Below are 13,972 nucleotides of genomic sequence, written 5' to 3'. Positions count from 1 at the left end.
TCAGCCCGGCCCCGGACACGCCGGATACCGGCCGATCGCCCGGCGCGAACCCCGCAACGAGAAGCTGACCGAGCCGCCACCGGAGGGGATGATCGTCAGCTTCTGTCCAGCCGCGATCTTTTCCAGAAGGTGGTTGAAATTGTCGAGGCAGACCCGGCAGTCCATGATGGTGACGCCTCCCTCCCTGTCGGCCTCATAGGTCATGCGCTGGCCATCGACGGAAAAGACGATCGGTCCGGGCGGAACCGGGCGCCCTGCGATCCTCACAAAGATTGAACCTGCATGTTCGAGAGGGAAGCCGCCGGTGTTGCAGGCCAGGATGATTTCATTGCCCAGATCGTCCCGCGTTGCGAATTCGAGCCAGCCCTGTCCAAAGCTCGCGGTCCAGCCGCGGTTACGCGTTTCGCTGCCGCCCTCGGCGAGGACTGTGGAGCCGCGCGCGCAGCTTTCCCAGACAAAGCGGTTCCCCTCCCGGTCAAATTCGAGCCCGCCATCGATCTTTCGGACACGGAACGCGTCGTAATAGGTTTCACCTTCGCCGGCGCAGGCCAGCCTCAGCGCGGTCCAATCGCCGTCCGGCACCGCCGAAATCACGTCACAGGCATTCTCGACACCATAGAACGTGTTGTCGATGAACCCCAGCGCACCGCCGTCCATTCCAAGATCAACAATGTCGCAACTCCAATTGCTGCCTGGCGGGCGATAGAGGCCCTCGATGTCCTCAGCGAAAACCCCGGTCGCTGCAGTCGCAAGGGCGAGGACGAGGCATCCCGAAACCCTCCTCAGCATGGCGGATCCCGCGACTTCCTCCGAACCAGATAGGCCTGGTAATGATACGGCGATGCAGAAGCCGATCAAGCCGGCGGCGGGATACTGCCGGGGCAATCGCATTTGGCGCTCACGCCGGCCAACGTGCCGGAAGTCACCACCTCGATCAAAGGGGGGAGGGCAGCGCCCGGCCCGAGGTGGGCGCGGAAGCGCCCGCCTGGGGGGCGGGGCGGGCGCTGCCCGGCGTGTCGGCCGGGCCAAACGGTCGAAAGCAGCACACCTTCCTATTCCACTGCGATTTGCTCGGGGCTGTCGCTCTCAGTAACTGTATTCCTCGTAGATCCGGCTCAGGTCGCCCTGCCACGCGCCCTTGTAGCGGGCGATGAGCTCGTCGGCCGGCACCTGCCCCGTCTCGATGCTCTCCTCGAGCGCGTGCAGGAAATGCCGCTCGTCGGGCACCATGCCGCCAAGCCCCGGCCGCGCACGCGCCTTGAGCCCGGCCTTGGCGATCTCGACAACCTCGCCGGCCAGCGCGCGCATGTCAATGTTGCCCACCTTCGCCTGAAGCGCGTCCTTGGAGGCGGCCACGCGCAGCGCCTCGCGCGTCTCAGCGTCCCAGCCCTTGACGAGATCCCACGCCGCATCGAGCGCGCCCTCATCATACATCAGCCCCGTCCACAGCGCCGGCAGCGCGCAGAGCCGCCGCCACGGCCCGCCATCGGCCCCGCGCATCTCGATGAAGCGCTTCACCCGCGCCTCGGGGAAGATCGTGGTCAGGTGATCGGCCCAGTCCGAAAGCGTGGGCTTCTCGCCCGGAAGCGCCGGAAGCCGCCCCTCGAGAAAGTCGCGGAAGGACTGGCCCAGCGCGTCGATGTACTTGCCGTCGCGGTAGACGAAATACATCGGCACATCGAGCGCGTATTCCACCCAGCGTTCGAAGCCGAACCCTTCTTCGAAGACGAAGGGCAGCATGCCGGTGCGCGCCGGGTCGAGATCGCGCCAGATGCGCGAGCGGAAGCTCTTGTAGCCGGTCAGCCTGCCCTCGAAGAAGGGCGAGTTGGCAAAGAGCGCCGTGGCCACCGGCTGCAGGCTCAACCCCACGCGCAGCTTCCTGACCATGTCGGCCTCGGAGCCGAAGTCGAGGTTCACCTGCACCGTGCAGGTGCGATACATCATCGCCTTTCCGAATCTGCCGACGCGGTCCATGTAGCCCGTCATCAGCCGATAGCGGCCCTTGGGCATCATCGGCATCTGCTCATGCGTCCATTCCGGTGCCACGCCCAGGCCGATGAAGCCCGCGCCGATCGTCTCGGCGATCTCCTTGACCTGGCGCAGATGCGCGTTCACCTCGTCGCAGGTCTGGTGAATGGTCTCGAGCGGCGCGCCGGAAAGCTCGAGCTGCCCGCCCGGCTCGAGGCTGATGTTGGCGCCGTCCTTCTCGAGCCCGATGAGATACTCCCCCTCGAAGACCGGCGACCAGCCGAAGCGGTAGCGCAGGCCCTCGAGCATCTCGCGGATCGAGCGCGGCCCGTCATAGGGCAGCGGCAGATGCGTGTCGCGGCAGTAGCCGAACTTCTCGTGCTCGGTGCCGATGCGCCATTCGGACTTCGGCTTGCAGCCGGCTTCGAGATACTCGACCAGCTGTTCGTAACGCTCAACGGGGCCGCCGCCCGACTGGGGGATGGACATCGGATACCTTCCGGGTCTGTCACGATCGGACCGCAGGAGTGAAAGGAAAGCTTGACGGTGTCAATGCAGCGCGGCCGCCGCCTTCAGGAGCGCGTCAGACGCGGCGCGCGGCCTGCCCTTTGCGGGGCCTCCCACACCGGAACGCGCTCGCCGGGGTGGCTTGCAAGATGGCGCAGCATCCGCTCGGTATCGAGCCCCTCGAGCGCGGCGAAGACGTCGAACAGCGCCTCGGCATTCGCCGCGTCGGTGGGGATGACAAGCGGCTGGGCGCGATTCTCCGCCGTGGTGAGAACCCAGGCCCCGGCGGGCGGCGCCGGGTCAAGCTCCACCCGCTCGAGCGCCTCGACGGCCACGGCGCCGCCCTCGAAAGGGCCGAAATAGACAACCACGCCCTCGTCGAGCTGCACCACCCCGGCCCCGCCGCTGCCGCGGCGGAAGCGCGCGCGCTGGATCCCGGCAAAGAGAATCAGGAGCCCGACTATGGCAAAGCTCGTCCCCGCGGCACGGCCGACCGTGCTCAGGGATGTCACGGCCCAATAGGCGGCAACGCAAGCCACCGCCGCGCCAAGCAGCGCCTCGCGCCAGCGCATGAGTTGGACCCGCAGCTCGGGACGTATGAAAGACATGGCAGATATCGCCTGCGTCATTCTCTGTTCTCTCGGCACAAAGCCATCTGCTCGCGGAGCGCAAGGCTAACCCTTGATCCCGGCAATTCTGTGGCGCGCCTCACCGCCAGTCACCCAGCGTCATCTGCCAGACGGTCATGGCCGCCACCGCCGCGGTGTCGGCGCGCAGAATGCGCGGGCCGAGGCTCACCGGCACCACGAAGTCGAGCGACCTGAGCCGCGCCCGCTCGGCCGGCGAAAACCCGCCCTCCGGGCCGATGAGAATGGCCCACGGCCCCGGCGCCGCCCCCTCGAGCGCGGCGCGCGCCCCCACGAGCGACTCGTCGGCGAACATGATCCGCCGTTCAGGGGTCCAGCCCGCGAGCAGCCGGTCGAGCGGCTGCAGCTCTTCGACCGGCGGCACATAGGTGCCCCCACATTGCTCGATCGCCTCCACCGCATGCGCCTGCAGCCGGTCGCGACGGATGCGCTCGGCATTGGTGAACTCGGTCTGAACGGGCAGGATCCGCGCCGCCCCCATCTCCGCGGCCTTCTCGACGATGAAGTCGGTGCGGGCCTTCTTGATCGGCGCGAAGAGAAGCCACAGGTCGGGCGGCGGCTGCAAGGGCCGGGTCTGCTCGAGCACCGCGAGCCTTCCCGCGCGCTTGCCGGCCTCGAGAACCTCGGCCAGCCATTCGCCGTCACGGGAGTTGATGAGCAGCACCCGCGCGCCGGGGCCAAGGCGCATGACGTTGAAGAGATAATGCGCCTGCTCGCGCGTGAGGCTCACCGATTGCCCCGCCGCCAGCGGATGGTCTACATGAAGACGGATCCTTGCCTCTGTCATGGGAACGTTCTTATGCCCGCTTCCTTCGAGGCGCCAGAGACCACCGGCACCGTGGCCGACGCGGTGGCCGGCAACTGGGTGGACCGGCGCGCGCCCGCCTGGGCGCGGCCGTATCTGCGCCTCAGCCGCGCCGACCGGCCGATCGGCACCTGGCTTCTGCTCCTGCCCTGCTGGTGGGGGCTTCTGCTCGCCGCCAATGCCGACGGCCGCTTCGGGCTCTACGACTTCTGGATCGCCATCGGCTGCGGGCTTGGCGCCTGGCTCATGCGGGGGGCAGGCTGCACCTGGAACGACATCACCGACCGCGAGTTCGACGCCCGCGTGGCGCGCACGCGCTCACGCCCCATTCCCTCGGGCCAGGTCAGCGTGAAGGGCGCGGCGGCGTGGATGGTGGCGCAGGCACTTCTCGCCTTCGCCATCCTGCTCACCTTCCCGCCCGCGGCGATCATGCTCGGGCTCGCCTCGCTCGTCCCGGTTGCAATCTACCCCTTCGCCAAGCGCTTCACATGGTGGCCGCAGGTGTTTCTGGGCATCGCCTTCAACTGGGGCGCGCTTCTAAGCTGGGCCGCGCATCGCGGCACGCTGGAATGGCCCGCGGCGGTGCCGTGGCTTGCCGGCATTGCGTGGACGGTGTTCTACGACACCATCTATGCCCATCAGGACAAGGAGGACGACGCGCTGATCGGGGTGAAATCCACCGCGCGTCTCTTCGGCGCGGCCACGCATCGGGTGCTCGCGGGCTTCATGCTGGCGGCGGTGTTTCTGATGATGGTGGCGGTGATCGGGGCGATGGTGCCCGGCGCCGACATCCTCTCGCTCGTCGTCGCGCTCGGGGGCGTCTGGGCCTTTGGCTGGCACCTGATGTGGCAGCTCCGCCGGCTTGACATCGACGACCCCGACCGCTGCCTCGCGCTCTTCCGCGCCAACCGCGACGCGGGGCTGATCGTTGTGCTGTTTCTTGCCGCCGCGCTGGTGCTGTGATGGACAGCTCCGGCGCGAGTGCCTAAGCAGTGGCCGCAACAGGGGGCTGGGAAGGGCGGGCGCCGATGCGCATCTCGCAACTCATGATCGTCATTGCCGTTTTCGCGCTCGCGGGCGCTGCCGCGGTGGGGGCGGCCGTGCTTGCGGTGGAACGCATCGAGACAGGCTCGAAACGCCAGGTCGAGACCGAGCTTGGCATCGCCGGGCTCGACTGGGCGCAGGTGAGCGTGGACGGGCTTCAGGTGACGCTCACCGGCACCGCACCCGATGAGGCCACCCGTTTTCGCGCCGTCGCGCTCGCCGGCAAGGTGGTCGACCCCACCCGCGTGATCGACGCCATCCGCGTGCGCCCCGGCAAGGCGGTAGAGCCGCCGCGCTTTTCCGTCGAGATCCTGCGCAACGCCGAGGGCGTCTCGCTCATCGGCCTCGTGCCGAGCACCACTGACCGGCAAGCCGTGATCGCCCGGATCCGCGCGTTCGCGGGCGACGCGCCCGTGACCGAACTCACCGAAAGCGCCGATTACCCGGTGCCCGCCGGCTGGCAGGCGGCCTTGCATTTCGCGCTCGAAGCCCTGGCGCAGCTTCCACGGTCGAAAATTTCGGTGGCCGCGGACGAGGTCGCAGTCACCGCAATCACCGCCTCGGCCGCCGAAAAGCGCCGGATCGAGGCGGCCTTGCAGGCGGCGCTGCCCGAGGGCGTGCGGCTGTCAATGGACATTTCCGCCCCGCGCCCCGTCGTCACGCCCTTCACGTTGCGATTTCTCATCGACGACGCCGGCGCGCGCTTCGATGCCTGCACCGCCCGCGACGAGAAGGGGCGCGCGCGCATCCTCGCCGCCGCCCGCGCGGCCGGGCTTTCCGGCGAGGCAAGCTGCACGCTGGCGCTCGGCGCGCCAAGCCCGCGCTGGCCGGAGGCGGTGGAGATGGCGATCGGCGCCCTGGCCCGGCTTGGCGGTGGCTCGGTGACCTTCTCCGATGGCGACGTGACGTTGGTGGCACGCGACACCACACCGCCGGATCTGTTCGACACGGTGGTTGGCGAGCTGGAGTCGCGCCTGCCCCCGGCCTTTGCGCTGCATGCGGTCCTGCCCGAGCCGGTGGACACCAGCGCCGGCCTCGCCGGCGACGACAAGCCGCAGTTTCTGGCCACGCTGAGCCCCGAGGGGCTGTTGCAGCTGCGCGGGCGCGTGCCCGACCAGCGCATTCGTGACGCCGTCATCGGCTTCTCTCGCGCGCGCTTCTCGGGCGCCGATGTCTATGGCGCGATGCGGGTGGACCCCGAGCTTCCCGACGGCTGGCCGAAGCGCGTCCTGGCCGCGCTGGAGGCGCTTGCGCATCTCGAACACGGGGCAGTGGTGGTGCAGCCCGATTACGTCGAGATCCGCGGCACCACCACGCTCGAGGAAGGCAAGGCGGAAATCTCGCGCATCCTCTCGGCCGAGCTCGGCGAGGCGGAGAATTTCGCCATCGAGGTCAGGTATGTGCCGCCCCCCGAGCCCGACGAGGCGCTACCAAGCCCGCAGGACTGCGTCGATCGGATCAACGGCATCCTCGCCGCGGCGAAGATCACCTTTGCGCCGGGCTCGGCCGACATCACCCCCGAGGCCGGCGACACGCTCGACCGCATTGCCGAGGCGATGCGCGGCTGCGAGCATGTGCCGATGGAGATCGGCGGCCATACCGACAGCCAGGGGCGGGAATCCATGAACCTTCGCCTCAGCCAGAACCGTGCGGATGCGGTGCTGAATGCGCTTCTCGCCCGCCGGGTGGATACCCGCAACCTCAGCGCCAAGGGTTATGGGGAAACCCAACCCATCGCCCCCAACGACACCGAGGAGGGGCGCGAGGCCAACCGGCGTATCGAGTTCAGGCTGATCGTGGCGGAAACGGCTGGTGACCAAGCTCCGGCGGCCGAACAGGAAGGGGCGGGGCAGGCGGACGCGGCCAGTGCGGCGCAACAGGAGGCACGTCAATGAACAGGACCGAGTTCATCGCGGTCACCGCGATCATTCTCTTCGTGGCCTTCGCGCTGGGCTGGTTTGCCCATTGGCTCGTGCACCGCTTCGTGCGCATCGGCCAGTCCGACATGGACGAGCTCGACCGCATGGCCCAGGCGCTGCACGAGGCCGAGGAACAGCGCGATCAGGCGGTGGCCTATTTCCAGAACCGCGAGGCGGAGCTGACCAATCAGATGGCCCAGCTCGAGGCCGAGCTCGAGGCGGCCATGGACGGGCTGCGCGATGCCCGCCGCGAGGCCGAGGAACTGCGCGCCTACGTCGAACGCATGCATCAGGGACAGTAGGCGCGCGCTCCCTCAGATCCGCTCGATGGCCAGCGCGATGCCCTGCCCCCCGCCGATGCACATGGTGATGAGCGCCTTGGCGCCACCGATGCGCTCGAGCTCGTAGAGCGCCTTGACGGTGATGATCGCGCCCGTCGCCCCCACCGGATGGCCCAGCGCGATGGCGCCGCCGTTGGGGTTCACCTTGGCGGGGTCGAGACCAAGCTCCTTGCTGACCGCCAGCGCCTGAGCGGCGAAGGCCTCGTTCGACTCGATCACGTCGAAGTCGTCGACAGAAAGCCCGGTGCGCTCCATGAGCTTCCTGACAGCCGGGATCGGCCCCACGCCCATGATCTGCGGCGGCACGCCCGCGTGCGCATAGCCAAGGATGCGTGCGCGCGGCCTGAGCCCGGCGCGCTCGGCCGCCTCGGCGCGCGCGAGCACCAGCGCCGCCGCCCCGTCATTGATGCCGCTGGCGTTGCCCGCGGTCACGGTACCGTCCTTCCTGAACACCGGTCGCAGCGCGGCGAGCGCCTCTGCCGAGGTTTCCTTGGGGTGTTCGTCGGTGTCGAAGACGACCGTCTCGCGCCCGCGCTTGACCTCCAAGGGCAGGATCTGCTCGGCAAAGCGCCCCTCGGCGATGGCACGGGCGGCGCGGCGCTGGCTTTCGAGCGCGAAGGCATCCTGCTCTTCGCGGCTGATGCCATATTCGGCAGCCACATTCTCGGCCGTCACGCCCATGTGACCGGTGCCGAAGGGGCAGTTGAGCGCGCCGAGCATCATGTCCATCACCTGCACATCGCCCATCTTCTGCCCCCAGCGCGCGGCCGGCAGGGCGTAGGGCGAGCGGCTCATGGATTCCGCCCCGCCGGCAAGGCCGAAATCGGCATCGCCCAGCATCAGCGACTGCGCCACCGAAACGATGGCCTGCGCGCCCGATCCGCACAGGCGGTTGACGTTCATCGCCGGGGTGGTCTCGGGAATGCCCGCCTCCATCGCCGCCACCCGCGAAAGATACATGTCGCGCGGTTCGGTGTTGATCACATGGCCGAAGGCGACATGCCCGATCTGCCCGCCCTCGACGCCGGCGCGCTCGAGCGCGGCGCGCGCGGCGGCAGCACCAAGGCTTGAGGGCGGGGTGCCCGCGAGCGCGCCGCCGAATGTGCCGATCGCGGTCCGGGCGCCTGACAGAATCACGATGTCGGTCATGCGAAGTCTCCTCCTCAGGGGTCACCACGCACTCTAGCGGGCTCGCGCGCGGGCGCCAGCCTCCCCTTGGATGCCTTCCTCCTCCGGCGCCTCATCCTTCCCCTGCGGCTCCAGCAACACCGCCAGCGCCTCGCGGAAGTCTTCGGCGCGCGCCCCCAGCCGGGCGAGAAACTCGGCCTGGAACGCCTCGGCGAGCGGAGCGATCTCCTCCATCATCGCGCGGCCCTTTTCGGTGAGCGAGAGCGCCACGAGCCGCCGGTCGCGCGGATCGACCGTCTTGGTGATGTAACCCGCCGCCTCGAGCCGCGCGGCGGCGCGGCTGACCTTGGACTTGTCCATCGCCACGCGGGCGTGGATCTCGCGCACGCTCACCGTGCCGGCCTGGCTCAGATGCGCCACAACCCGCCACTCGGGGATCGAGATGCCGAAACGCTCGCGATAGAGGGCGGAAAATTCCCGGCTCGTGCGCTCGGCCAGAACGGCGAGCTGATAGGGCAGGAAGTCGTCCAGAACGAAACGGGTCATCGTCACCGCACCTTCATTGCGTGTGCAATGAAGTCACGCCCGGCCCCGACAGGCAAGGGCACGGGTCATCGCCCGAGACCGAGAGCCGCTGCCTGTGCTAGATTGTCGCACCCCGCCTGCGACGGGAAGGGGGCAACAGGGAGAAAGACATGAGAGGGACGGCATTTCTGTTCATGATCACGGCAATCGTGTTTGTACTCCTGGGCATGGCCTGGGGGATCGAGATGAGCGTGCGGGCGGACTTCAAGATGACGCCGGCGCATGCGCATCTCAATCTGATCGGCTTCGTCATTGGAGCGGTCTTCGCGTTGTATTTCGTCGTCACACCGCAGGCTGACGGCGGTCTTGCCAAGGCGCTCTATGCGCTCTGGGCGGTCACGACGGTGCTGATGGTCGTCGGCATCTACATGGCCGTGAGCCAGCAGGGCGAAGGGCTGGCCAAGATCGCCTCCCTCCTCGGCGTGCTGACCATGCTCATGTTCGGCTGGATCGTGCTGAAAAACGGGATCGGGCGGACGGAAGCCTGAACCGGCAAAATCGTTGCACTTGCAATGAACTTCGCTTCGCGCTAGAAGCGGTGGCGCCGGGGGCGGCTTGAGCCTCCGGCGTCGTGCTTGAGGGAGGACGCCCATGAACATTGCCAACGCGCCCGAGAGGATGATTCGCGCCAGCTCCACCACGGGCACCCATCCGGGCTACATGCCCGGCTTCGGCAACGACTTCGAGACCGAGGCGCTGCCGGGGGCGCTCCCGCAGGGGATGAACTCCCCCCAGCGTTGCAACTACGGCCTCTACGCCGAGCAGCTTTCGGGCTCGGCCTTCACCCAGCCCGGCCCCGAGCGCACCTGGTGCTACCGCATCCGCCCCTCGGTCAAGCACACCCGCCGCTTCAAGCGCATCGAGGTGCCCTACTGGCTGACCGCGCCCGCCATCCACGACGACATCATCTCGCTCGGCCAGTACCGGTGGGATCCGGTGCCGCTGCCCGAGGATGGCCGGCCGCTCAACTGGATCACCGGCATGCGCACCATGACTACCGCGGGCGACGTGAATACCCAGGTCGGCATGGCGGCGCACATCTACCTCGTCACCGAATCGATGGTGGACGAGTATTTCTACTCCGCCGACAGCGAGCTTCTGGTGGTGCCGCAGGAGGGCAAGCTGCGGTTTTGCACCGAGCTTGGCATCATCGACCTCGAGCCTTCCGAGATCGCCATCATCCCGCGCGGGCTCGTCTATCGCGTCGAGCTCATCGAGGGCCCCGCGCGCGGCTTCGTGTGCGAGAACTACGGGCAGAAGTTCGAGCTGCCGAACCGCGGGCCGATCGGCGCCAACTGCCTTGCCAACCCGCGCGACTTCAAGACGCCCGTCGCCGCCTTCGAGGACCGCGAGGTGCCCTCGACCGTGACGGTCAAGTGGTGCGGGCAGTTCCACATCACCGAGATCGACCACAGCCCGCTCGACATCGTCGCCTGGCACGGCAACTACGCGCCCTGCAAGTATGACCTGAAAACCTACTGCCCGGTCGGCGCGATCCTCTTCGACCACCCCGACCCCTCGATCTTCACGGTGCTGACAGCGCCCTCGGGGGTGCCGGGCACGGCAAACATCGACTTCGTGCTGTTCCGCGAGCGCTGGATGGTGGCCGAGAACACCTTCCGCCCGCCGTGGTATCACAAGAACATCATGTCCGAGCTGATGGGCAACATCTACGGCCAGTATGACGCCAAGCCCACCGGCTTCGTGCCGGGCGGCATGAGCCTTCACAATATGATGCTGCCGCACGGCCCCGACCGGGAAGCCTTCGAGAAGGCGAGCTACTCGAACCTGGGGCCCGAGAAGCTCGACAACACCATGTCCTTCATGTTCGAGACGCGTTTCCCGCAGCATCTGACGCCCTTCGCGGCGAAGGAGGCGCCCCTGCAGGACGATTACATCGACTGCTGGGCAGGGCTGGAGAAGAAGTTCGACGGCACGCCGGGGACGAAGTAGCCTTGGCGCGTGAAGAACAACGGAAGAGCCGGCGCCCGGACCGTTCATGGCGGGCATGCGGCCGCCCGGGTAGGCGGGAATGCGCCACCCATGGGGGCGGGCGGGCGCATGCCCGGGCCTGACGGCCCGGGCGGATCGGCTCTCGCTCCAGACAGGGAGGACTCGCCGTGAAGCTCTACTCCTACTGGCGCTCGACCACCTCCTTCCGGGTGCGGGCTGCGCTCAACATCAAGGACATCCCGCACGAGATCGTGCCGGTGAACCTCGTCGAAGGCGAGCAGCGCGCCGCCCCCTATCTTGCCCTCAACCCCATCGGCGGCGTGCCGACGCTGGTGCTCGATGACGGGACGGTGCTCACCCAGTCCATGGCGATTCTCGACTGGCTCGATGCCGCCGGTTTCCTGCCGCGGCTGATGCCCGAAGACCCGATTGCCCGTGCCCGGGTGCTGGGCGCGGCCTTCGTCATCGCCTGCGACATTCACCCGGTGAACAACCTCAAGGTTCTGAACTACCTCAAGGAAAGGCTGGGCCATTCGCAGGATGAGGCAGTCGCGTGGATGCGCCACTGGATGCACGAGGGCTTCACCGCCTTCAACGAGCTGATCGAGCCGGGCGCGCGCTTCTGCTTCAACGACGAGGCTCCTGACGTTGCCGACCTCTGCCTTGCCGGGCAGATGATCAACGCCCGCCGCTGGGGGCTCGACCTTGCGCCCTTCCCCCGCCTCGTGGAAATCGACGAACGGCTGCGGAAGATCCCGGCCATTGCGCAGGCGATGCCCGAGGCGCAGCCCGATGCTATGTGACAAGTGACGAGAGGAAGAGCCCCATGCCGCTGATGCGAAGCTGGGTGGAAAGCGCGAACGCGCCCGACACCGACTTTCCGCTGAACAACCTTCCCTGCGGCGTGTTCTCGCTCGGCGATGGCGAGATGCGCTGCGGCGTGGCCATCGGCGAGATGATCCTCGATGTCACCGGCCTCGAGGAGGCCGGCCTCATCGCCCCCGACCCCGAGGCCGCCGTCTTCGACGTCGCCCACTGGAACGATTTCATGGAGCTCGGGCCCGAGGCCTGGGCCGCCTTCCGCGCCCGCCTCACCGAGCTTCTGGCCGAGGGCGCGGCCGAGCGCGGCCGTGTGGAGCCGCACCTCGTGGCGATGGCCGAGGCGAGGCTGCACATGCCCTTCTCGGTCTCCGAGTTCACCGACTTCTATGCCGGCAAGCATCACGCCATGAATGTCGGCACCATGTTCCGCGGCCCCGAGAACGCGCTGCCGCCGAACTGGCTGTCGATCCCCATCGGCTACAACGGCCGTGCCTCCTCGGTCGTCGTCTCGGGCACCGACTTCCGCCGCCCCTGGGGGCAGCTGAAATCGCCCGAACACGAGCTGCCCGCCTTCCTGCCCTCGCGCCGCTTCGACTTCGAGCTTGAGATCGGCGCCATCGTCGGCCAGCCCTCGCAGGGCATGGTCTCCGTGGCCGAGGCCGACCGGATGATCTTCGGCTACGTCCTCCTGAACGACTGGTCGGCGCGCGACATCCAGGCCTGGGAATACCAGCCGCTCGGCCCCTTCCAGGCCAAGGCGACGGCGACCACCATCAGCCCCTGGATCGTGATGGCCGCCGCGCTTGAGCCCTTCCGCGTCTCCACGCCACCGCGCGAGCGCCCGCTCCTGCCCTATCTGCAGGAGCCGGGGCCGATGCTCTATGACATTCATCTTGAGGTGGACCTCACCCCCGAAGGCGGCGAACCCACCACCATCACCCGCACGAATTACCGCGAGATGTACTACTCCTCCGCCCAGCAGCTTGCCCATCACACAAGCTCGGGCTGCCCGATGAATGTGGGCGATCTTCTGGGTTCGGGCACCATCTCGGGCCCGACGAAGGAGAGCCGCGGCAGCCTTCTGGAGCTTTCATGGGGCGGCAAGGAGCCGATCACGCTGAAGGGCGGCGGGAAGCGCAGCTTCATCGAGGACAACGACACCATCACCATGCGCGGCTGGGCACAAGGCGACGGCTATCGCATCGGCTTCGGGGAGTGCACCGGCAAGGTTCTGCCCGCGCTGCCCGAAGACGAGCTGCCCTTCAACCGCCGCTGAGAGAAAGGACGGAACACATGACCAAGGCCTTCGCGTCGCAAGGCGACCTTGAGGAAAAGAAGACGAGCTTCACCGAGATCGGCCCCGGCCTCTACGCCTTCACCGCCGAGGGCGACCCGAATTCGGGCGTCATCATCGGCGACGACTCGGTGATGGTGGTCGAGGCGCAGGCCACCCCGCGCCTTGCCCGCAAGGTGATCGAGCATGTGCGCGAGGTCACCGACAAGCCGATCACGCATCTGGTGCTCACCCACTACCACGCCGTGCGCGTGCTCGGCGCCTCGGCCTATGGCGCGCAGCAGATCATCATGTCCGACACCGCCCGCGCCATGGTGGCCGAGCGTGGCAAGGAGGACTGGGAGAGCGAGTTCCAGCGCTTCCCGCGGCTCTTTCAGGGGCACGAGGAAATTCCCGGCCTGACCTGGCCCACCACCACCTTCTCCGAGGCGATGACCGTCTATCTCGGCAACCGGCGGGTGGACATCATGCATCTGGGCCGGGCGCACACGGCAGGGGACGCGGTGGTGTGGGTGCCCGATGCCGAGGTGATGTTCACCGGCGACATCGTCGAATATCACTCCGCCTGCTACTGCGGCGACGGGCATTTCTCCGACTGGGGCGAGACGCTCGATGCCATCCACGCCTTCGACCCGGTGGCCATCGCGCCGGGGCGGGGCGATGCGCTGCAGGGCCGCGAGATGGTGGAGGCGGCGATCGAATCGACGCGTGACTTCGTGGAGTCCACCTATCGCCCCGTGGCGCGGGTCGCCGCGCGCGGCGGTTCGCTGAAGGAGGCCTTCGAGGCCTGCCGCGCCGAGTGCGACCCGAAATTCTCCGACTACGCCATCTACGAGCACTGCCTGCCGTTCAACGTCAGCCGGGCCTATGACGAGGCGCGGGGCATCGACACGCCGCGCATCTGGACCGCCGAGCGCGATCTTGAGATGTGGAACGCGCTGCAGGGTTGAAGCGGCGCA

General features: G+C 67.9%; 14 protein-coding genes. 8 read left to right on the top strand and 6 right to left on the bottom strand.

Annotation, left to right across the window (positions count from 1 at the left end):
- From BLQ14_RS04110 to BLQ14_RS04095, 4 genes are all read right to left on the bottom strand, one after another.
- Positions 1 to 789 (bottom strand): hypothetical protein, encoded by a 789-nt coding sequence (locus BLQ14_RS04110; protein WP_143004457.1) that lies wholly within the window; start codon positions 787 to 789, stop codon positions 1 to 3.
- A 297-nt stretch (positions 790 to 1,086) separates the two neighbouring features.
- On the bottom strand, positions 1,087 to 2,457 hold the full coding sequence (locus BLQ14_RS04105) for a glutamate--cysteine ligase (RefSeq protein ID WP_092498545.1): 1,371 nt from the start codon (positions 2,455 to 2,457) through the stop codon (positions 1,087 to 1,089).
- An 83-nt stretch (positions 2,458 to 2,540) separates the two neighbouring features.
- Positions 2,541 to 3,083, bottom strand: a complete 543-nt coding sequence (locus BLQ14_RS04100) for a hypothetical protein (protein WP_092498543.1) — start codon at positions 3,081 to 3,083, stop codon at positions 2,541 to 2,543.
- 100 nt (positions 3,084 to 3,183) lie between these two features.
- Positions 3,184 to 3,909 carry a 16S rRNA (uracil(1498)-N(3))-methyltransferase gene (locus tag BLQ14_RS04095; RefSeq protein ID WP_092499429.1) on the bottom strand — a complete coding sequence of 242 codons (726 nt, stop codon included), beginning with the start codon at positions 3,907 to 3,909 and terminating at the stop codon, positions 3,184 to 3,186.
- A gap of 12 nt (positions 3,910 to 3,921) precedes the next feature.
- Here BLQ14_RS04095 and ubiA point away from each other — a divergent pair, with 12 nt between their 5' ends.
- The 3 genes from ubiA (at position 3,922) to BLQ14_RS04080 (ending at position 7,192) form a co-directional block, all read left to right on the top strand.
- Entirely contained in the window at positions 3,922 to 4,890 is a 969-nt protein-coding gene (gene ubiA, locus BLQ14_RS04090; RefSeq protein ID WP_245656939.1) for a 4-hydroxybenzoate octaprenyltransferase, read from the top strand.
- A gap of 65 nt (positions 4,891 to 4,955) precedes the next feature.
- Complete coding sequence (locus BLQ14_RS04085) at positions 4,956 to 6,866, top strand: OmpA family protein (RefSeq protein WP_092498541.1); 1,911 nt, start codon at positions 4,956 to 4,958, stop codon at positions 6,864 to 6,866.
- Complete coding sequence (locus BLQ14_RS04080) at positions 6,863 to 7,192, top strand: hypothetical protein (protein WP_092498539.1); 330 nt, start codon at positions 6,863 to 6,865, stop codon at positions 7,190 to 7,192. The genes BLQ14_RS04085 and BLQ14_RS04080 overlap by 4 nt, the downstream gene beginning before the upstream one ends.
- A gap of 12 nt (positions 7,193 to 7,204) precedes the next feature.
- Here the strand turns inward: BLQ14_RS04080 and BLQ14_RS04075 are convergent, their stop codons facing one another.
- A complete protein-coding gene (locus BLQ14_RS04075) occupies positions 7,205 to 8,380 on the bottom strand; it encodes an acetyl-CoA C-acyltransferase family protein (RefSeq protein ID WP_092498537.1) in 1,176 nt (391 codons plus the stop codon).
- A 33-nt stretch (positions 8,381 to 8,413) separates the two neighbouring features.
- Positions 8,414 to 8,905, bottom strand: coding sequence for a MarR family winged helix-turn-helix transcriptional regulator (locus tag BLQ14_RS04070; RefSeq protein WP_092498535.1), 492 nt, complete (start codon positions 8,903 to 8,905; stop codon positions 8,414 to 8,416).
- A gap of 149 nt (positions 8,906 to 9,054) precedes the next feature.
- Between BLQ14_RS04070 and BLQ14_RS04065 the strand changes: the two genes are divergently transcribed.
- The 5 genes from BLQ14_RS04065 to BLQ14_RS04045 all read left to right on the top strand — a co-directional run bounded on the left by BLQ14_RS04065 (position 9,055) and on the right by BLQ14_RS04045 (position 13,963).
- Complete coding sequence (locus tag BLQ14_RS04065) at positions 9,055 to 9,432, top strand: hypothetical protein (RefSeq protein ID WP_092498533.1); 378 nt, start codon at positions 9,055 to 9,057, stop codon at positions 9,430 to 9,432.
- A 103-nt stretch (positions 9,433 to 9,535) separates the two neighbouring features.
- Entirely contained in the window at positions 9,536 to 10,897 is a 1,362-nt protein-coding gene (hmgA, locus tag BLQ14_RS04060) for a homogentisate 1,2-dioxygenase (RefSeq protein ID WP_092498531.1), read from the top strand.
- 167 nt (positions 10,898 to 11,064) lie between these two features.
- Positions 11,065 to 11,700: a maleylacetoacetate isomerase gene (gene maiA, locus BLQ14_RS04055; RefSeq protein WP_092498529.1), complete on the top strand. Its 636-nt coding sequence runs from the start codon at positions 11,065 to 11,067 to the stop codon at positions 11,698 to 11,700.
- Positions 11,701 to 11,723: 23 nt separating this feature from the next.
- Entirely contained in the window at positions 11,724 to 12,995 is a 1,272-nt protein-coding gene (gene fahA, locus BLQ14_RS04050) for a fumarylacetoacetase (protein ID WP_092498527.1), read from the top strand.
- 17 nt (positions 12,996 to 13,012) lie between these two features.
- The gene (locus BLQ14_RS04045; RefSeq protein WP_092498525.1) at positions 13,013 to 13,963 is read left to right on the top strand and encodes an MBL fold metallo-hydrolase; all 951 of its coding nucleotides are present in this window, start codon (positions 13,013 to 13,015) and stop codon (positions 13,961 to 13,963) included.
- Positions 13,964 to 13,972: the final 9 nt, after the last annotated feature.

It is taken from the genome of Meinhardsimonia xiamenensis (genome assembly GCF_900102905.1).
Lineage (GTDB): Bacteria > Pseudomonadota > Alphaproteobacteria > Rhodobacterales > Rhodobacteraceae > Meinhardsimonia > Meinhardsimonia xiamenensis.
The sequence above is the reverse complement of the archived record's forward strand: the minus strand, read 5'-3'. Positions and strand labels throughout refer to the sequence as shown.

What these genes read in the sequence shown, in the direction of transcription:
- BLQ14_RS04110 (WP_143004457.1), bottom strand. Translation starts at nt 789, where the DNA reads ATGCTGAGGAGGGTTTCGGGATGCCTCGTCCTCGCCCTTGCGACTGCA.
- BLQ14_RS04105 (WP_092498545.1), bottom strand. Translation starts at nt 2,457, where the DNA reads ATGTCCATCCCCCAGTCGGGCGGCGGCCCCGTTGAGCGTTACGAACAG.
- BLQ14_RS04100 (WP_092498543.1), bottom strand. Translation starts at nt 3,083, where the DNA reads ATGTCTTTCATACGTCCCGAGCTGCGGGTCCAACTCATGCGCTGGCGC.
- BLQ14_RS04095 (WP_092499429.1), bottom strand. Translation starts at nt 3,909, where the DNA reads ATGACAGAGGCAAGGATCCGTCTTCATGTAGACCATCCGCTGGCGGCG.
- ubiA (WP_245656939.1), top strand. Translation starts at nt 3,922, where the DNA reads ATGCCCGCTTCCTTCGAGGCGCCAGAGACCACCGGCACCGTGGCCGAC.
- BLQ14_RS04085 (WP_092498541.1), top strand. Translation starts at nt 4,956, where the DNA reads ATGCGCATCTCGCAACTCATGATCGTCATTGCCGTTTTCGCGCTCGCG.
- BLQ14_RS04080 (WP_092498539.1), top strand. Translation starts at nt 6,863, where the DNA reads ATGAACAGGACCGAGTTCATCGCGGTCACCGCGATCATTCTCTTCGTG.
- BLQ14_RS04075 (WP_092498537.1), bottom strand. Translation starts at nt 8,380, where the DNA reads ATGACCGACATCGTGATTCTGTCAGGCGCCCGGACCGCGATCGGCACA.
- BLQ14_RS04070 (WP_092498535.1), bottom strand. Translation starts at nt 8,905, where the DNA reads ATGACCCGTTTCGTTCTGGACGACTTCCTGCCCTATCAGCTCGCCGTT.
- BLQ14_RS04065 (WP_092498533.1), top strand. Translation starts at nt 9,055, where the DNA reads ATGAGAGGGACGGCATTTCTGTTCATGATCACGGCAATCGTGTTTGTA.
- hmgA (WP_092498531.1), top strand. Translation starts at nt 9,536, where the DNA reads ATGAACATTGCCAACGCGCCCGAGAGGATGATTCGCGCCAGCTCCACC.
- fahA (WP_092498527.1), top strand. Translation starts at nt 11,724, where the DNA reads ATGCCGCTGATGCGAAGCTGGGTGGAAAGCGCGAACGCGCCCGACACC.
- BLQ14_RS04045 (WP_092498525.1), top strand. Translation starts at nt 13,013, where the DNA reads ATGACCAAGGCCTTCGCGTCGCAAGGCGACCTTGAGGAAAAGAAGACG.